Genomic DNA, 3,993 nt, shown 5'->3' with positions numbered 1-3,993 from the left:
TGGCGTTTGTCTACCTTTAAATAAATATTTCATAATTAATTTATCATTTAACTGATAATAAATTAATGATATTTCAATATTAGGCAAATCACCACCTATTTGATCTTTATGCTGTCAGCTTTTGTCAAACATTGTCACATTTTTGCCATTATGATCCTTTTAAACTTTCATTTAGATCCTTTAGTTATAAGGGCTAGCTAAAAATGGCTTGTCACTGGGGTTGTCAATTGAACGCATTTTTTGCACGAAAGCGGAAGGCGAGGAGGAGTGAATTTTGGAGCCTTTGGGTTCTCAGCTAATAGTTAAATGGTTGTTTGGCATACATGCAACCACTGTATATAATAACAGTGTATTTTATTAACGATTGGTGAATATAATGGCGCGGGTTACTTGTCCAAATTGCGAAGCTAAAGCAACAATTACGTCACGCGAAAAGCAAAGCGCGCATGTGGTTAATTTATATTGCTCGTGCACCAATACAAAAGAGTGCGGGGCTACGTTCCGCATTACCCAATCGTTTGATCACTTCTTAAATCCGCCTGTAAAAAGCACCCAAGAACTTGCTGCGGCGCTTATTAAAAAACTACCTAAGGAACAGCAGCTAAGTCTGCTAGGTATTTAATAACCGAGTAATTTCTTTCTCAACATCATTTTACTTAATCGAACTCCAACGTAGGCACAAGCTAAAAATAAAGCATGAGCCATTATAAAAGGGACTGCCCTAAATATATCTTCAATAGGCCTATTATTTTCTGATTGTGCAGCTTCAAGAAAGTTTTTAATGCTGAACCCATAAAAGCCAAAGAGGATTAACACAATTACTACTAACGCAATAAGCATTGCTACATCGTCATCAGTTTTATCAAAAAGATAGAGCTTGCCAAAATAAATTACTACAAAGATTGCAGCCCCTATAAAAAAACCTGAAAACGCACCACTAAGAATTAATGAAATCCATTCACCTACCATAATACCTCCTAGAAAATAACCGACAAACATAGCGGCTTTATTTATGTAACTTAATTCAGCTGACTAGTTTGTGCAAGTTTAACATTTTCATTTTTAAATAATTTAGAGTTATTGGAGTTATAAATAGTTGACTCTGTTTATTACTGGGGTTATAGTAACCCCACGTTGAGAAATAAAGCGAGGTACAGTGAATAGCAAGGATTTAATCAAACAGCTTGAAGAGGCGGGTTGGCAAGAAGTTAGAGTGAAAGGCAGTCATCATCACTTTAGGCATCCAAACCATACCAATCTCATTACCGTTCCCCACCCTAAGAAAGATTTAGGCAAAGGATTGGTAGCAAAAATACTGAAAGATGCGGGGCTTTAAGCCCCTATTTCCTTAACTCTATCACTGTTGTAAACACTCATTAGGAGAATAGCGATGTTATATCCAATCGCAATTGAAAAAGGCACAGAAACTGAAGCATTTGGCGTGGTGTTTCCTGATGTGCAAGGCTGTTATAGTGCCGGTGACTCATTCGAGCAAGCACTATTAAACGCTAAAGACGCACTAGAAACTCATTTAGAGTTATTAGCCGAAGACGGTATTTTACCGCCGCAATCAAGTAATATTAACGCTCACGTAAATAACCCTGAGTTTTCAGGCTGGGTATGGGCATTGGTTGATATTGATCTTGAACCCTACTTAGGCAAAGCAGGTAAAATTAACGTAACTTTGCCTAACTTATTAACTAAGCAAATTGATGATTTAGTTAAAGCACATCCGCAATACAAAAGCCGTTCAAACTTTTTACAGTTAGCGGCACAGCATGAAATACAAGGTATTTCAGCACGCTAAACTAAGGGCGCATTTAGCGCCCTTTTTACTGCCTGCCTATTAATAATTCACAAAACGTTGAATACTGCTTAGTTTGTTGCCTTGGGTTTCGACTATGTGAAGCAGTGATCGTAGTTCTTGCTCTAGGCCTGTTACGTCTTTAACTGTTATTGGTGTGTTGCTGCGTTGGCACTGGCGCAATATGGTGAATAACTGGTTCATACGTAAGCGCCAGCCGCAATCAAACATGTCTCTAAACGGTATAAACATGCTTAAGCGCATTTCGGGAAAGTCCAATATTGGTAATTCGCTTAGGGTTGGCAAGGTGGCAAGCTCGGGTTCGTTGCGTTTGCTGTGGAGAAATACGCGGTTTACTTCTAATTGAAATTTTGGGCTGATCCAGCCTGCGTAAGAAATGGCTAATAGTTCGTGGGCGAATGTTCCGCCTCCACCGTTACCGCCTCTTTGCTTGTTGATTACATTTTGACCTAAGCAAGAATCCTTGCTTAGCTCGTTAACAAGCTCATTTGCTGATTTAGTTGTAAGCCATATTGACGGGCGCTTGCTGTTTTCTTTCCCACTGGCTTTATGCAGTGCGTTTAGGTTTACACGGTTGTAGTGATCAACTGGGATTAGGGTATTTGAAATAATAAGTTGGTTGTTCATAATAAGAACCTTTGTTTTGTATATGCATTTAAGCCACTCAAAAGTTCGAATTTTTGGGTGGCAAGCTAAAGCGAGGTTCGAACTACCGCAAACAAAGAAACGGCCCACCGAAGTGGCCTCACTCCAGCTCACCATAATATGGGTGTGCTAAAGCGTGCGCATTAAAAAACCAGCTAAAAAGCTGGTGACAATGCACCTTTGTTAATTGCGGGGTTCGAATCCCGGCACTGGATGAGCCAGTGCCTTTTTACTATAGCCCCGCACAAGGCGAATTGTCAATTAGGTTAGTTTTACCTCCTTCAATCGTTTTCTATTTTTTGTTTTTATCTGTACCTACGGATTAGTTAATTCGTAGGTACACTTCAACGTAACTGTACCCGTCAATTAAGTAACTTACGGGTACATTTAAGCCATCATATCCAGTGCCCACCAATCGTTACTGCTGATTGCTGATGCACTGCCTTGTTTAACTAAAGTAACTAAGTCCCAATCACCAATTGTCACTAGGCCGTTTTCGTTTGTAGTTGAATTAAGCGCTTGGCGCCCTTCTAGCTCTGCATATTGATAAGCAAGGTCTACAAGTTCGCGGGCTTGTTGCCAGTGTTCCTCTGTTACATGCCAGCTACCCGATTTTTGGGCAAATGTTTTTGCTCGGTATTCAATATCGAGTTGCTTGTTTTGTTTTAATTGGGCGTTTTCGTCTAATACATGTAACTGGCCATCTTTGACTTGGTAAATATGGCCGTTTCTCGCGATCCTTTTACCTGCAATTAGATCCTTTTTAACCTCTTCAATGTCCTTTTTGTCACACCCGATCATATCTAGTATTAACTCCGCGCTAGAGCCCACGGCTATAGGCGTACAGTTATTACCACTAGACCAAGATAGGTCGGCTGCGCCGACGTTGGTGTTATCCTTAGCTGCAATTTTCTCTGCTGTGCCTTTGAGCTGCCTGGTCCATTCGATTAAACGGGTTTTTAAGCTGGTATCTGTAATTACGTTATGTACGTTATAAAACAAGCGTGTAAGCGTTGCTTTGTAATCAGTATTAGTAATAACGCCTTTTATACGGCGTACTACTTCGGCGTAGTCGTTACCCATTGGGGTGGCTTCATACATTGATTTAAAGTTAGCCGCGCGCCCAATACACATACCACCCTGCAGTTTTACGTAGTCTTTCCAGTTGGCAGTATCTGCAGCGTAGCGAATAGGTTCTATTACCTCGTCTTTTACAGCGGTACGCATACGGCGAAGCTCTCGCCAAACCGTAACGCTTGGCGAACCCTGAAATTGAAACTGGCGAATATTCCACGTACTCGCCCAGGCTAAAACGGGGTTGGCTTGCTCTTGCAGGTTTTCGCCTGTGTCAGCGTCAATATGATCGCTAAGCATATAGCCATCAATGTTTTTACTAATGTATTTAGCAATATAGCTGGCTGCACTGCCCTTGCTTTTATCCAGCTTTACAGCGTCAAAGCGTGGGCTGAATGTGCGGTAAAATTTGGTAGGCGCTTTGTGGTTTTTAGCCTTAAATTTTTTAG

At 40.8% G+C, this 3,993-nt stretch carries 6 protein-coding genes; 3 read left to right on the top strand and 3 right to left on the bottom strand.

The window, feature by feature from the left end:
• The first annotated feature begins 376 nt into the window (after window positions 1-376).
• Complete coding sequence (locus tag GQR46_RS17135) at window positions 377-622, top strand: ogr/Delta-like zinc finger family protein (RefSeq protein ID WP_007378157.1); 246 nt, start codon at window positions 377-379, stop codon at window positions 620-622.
• On the opposite strand, the gene GQR46_RS17130 is transcribed toward GQR46_RS17135, so the two are convergent.
• Window positions 619-969 carry a hypothetical protein gene (locus tag GQR46_RS17130; protein ID WP_165741688.1) on the bottom strand — a complete coding sequence of 117 codons (351 nt, stop codon included), beginning with the start codon at window positions 967-969 and terminating at the stop codon, window positions 619-621. The two genes, GQR46_RS17135 and GQR46_RS17130, sit on opposite strands and share 4 nt — an antisense overlap.
• Window positions 970-1,156: 187 nt before the next feature.
• On the opposite strand from GQR46_RS17130, the gene GQR46_RS20705 reads away from it, so the two are divergent.
• The gene (locus tag GQR46_RS20705) at window positions 1,157-1,336 is read left to right on the top strand and encodes a type II toxin-antitoxin system HicA family toxin (RefSeq protein ID WP_007378159.1); all 180 of its coding nucleotides are present in this window, start codon (window positions 1,157-1,159) and stop codon (window positions 1,334-1,336) included.
• A gap of 54 nt (window positions 1,337-1,390) precedes the next feature.
• Entirely contained in the window at window positions 1,391-1,807 is a 417-nt protein-coding gene (locus tag GQR46_RS17120; protein WP_007378160.1) for a type II toxin-antitoxin system HicB family antitoxin, read from the top strand.
• A 39-nt stretch (window positions 1,808-1,846) separates the two neighbouring features.
• Here GQR46_RS17120 and GQR46_RS17115 read toward each other — a convergent pair whose 3' ends face one another.
• Together GQR46_RS17115 and GQR46_RS17110 are read right to left on the bottom strand one after the other, a co-directional pair.
• The gene (locus GQR46_RS17115) at window positions 1,847-2,452 is read right to left on the bottom strand and encodes a KilA-N domain-containing protein (RefSeq protein ID WP_165741686.1); all 606 of its coding nucleotides are present in this window, start codon (window positions 2,450-2,452) and stop codon (window positions 1,847-1,849) included.
• 405 nt (window positions 2,453-2,857) lie between these two features.
• Window positions 2,858-3,993: replication endonuclease (locus tag GQR46_RS17110; RefSeq protein ID WP_165741684.1), on the bottom strand; the 1,136-nt coding region annotated here is incomplete at its 5' end.

This window comes from Pseudoalteromonas sp. Z1A6, from assembly GCF_011378745.1.
GTDB classification, from domain to species: Bacteria; Pseudomonadota; Gammaproteobacteria; order Enterobacterales; family Alteromonadaceae; genus Pseudoalteromonas; species Pseudoalteromonas arctica.
Note: the sequence above shows the minus strand (reverse complement) of the source record. Positions and strands in the feature narration are given on the sequence as shown.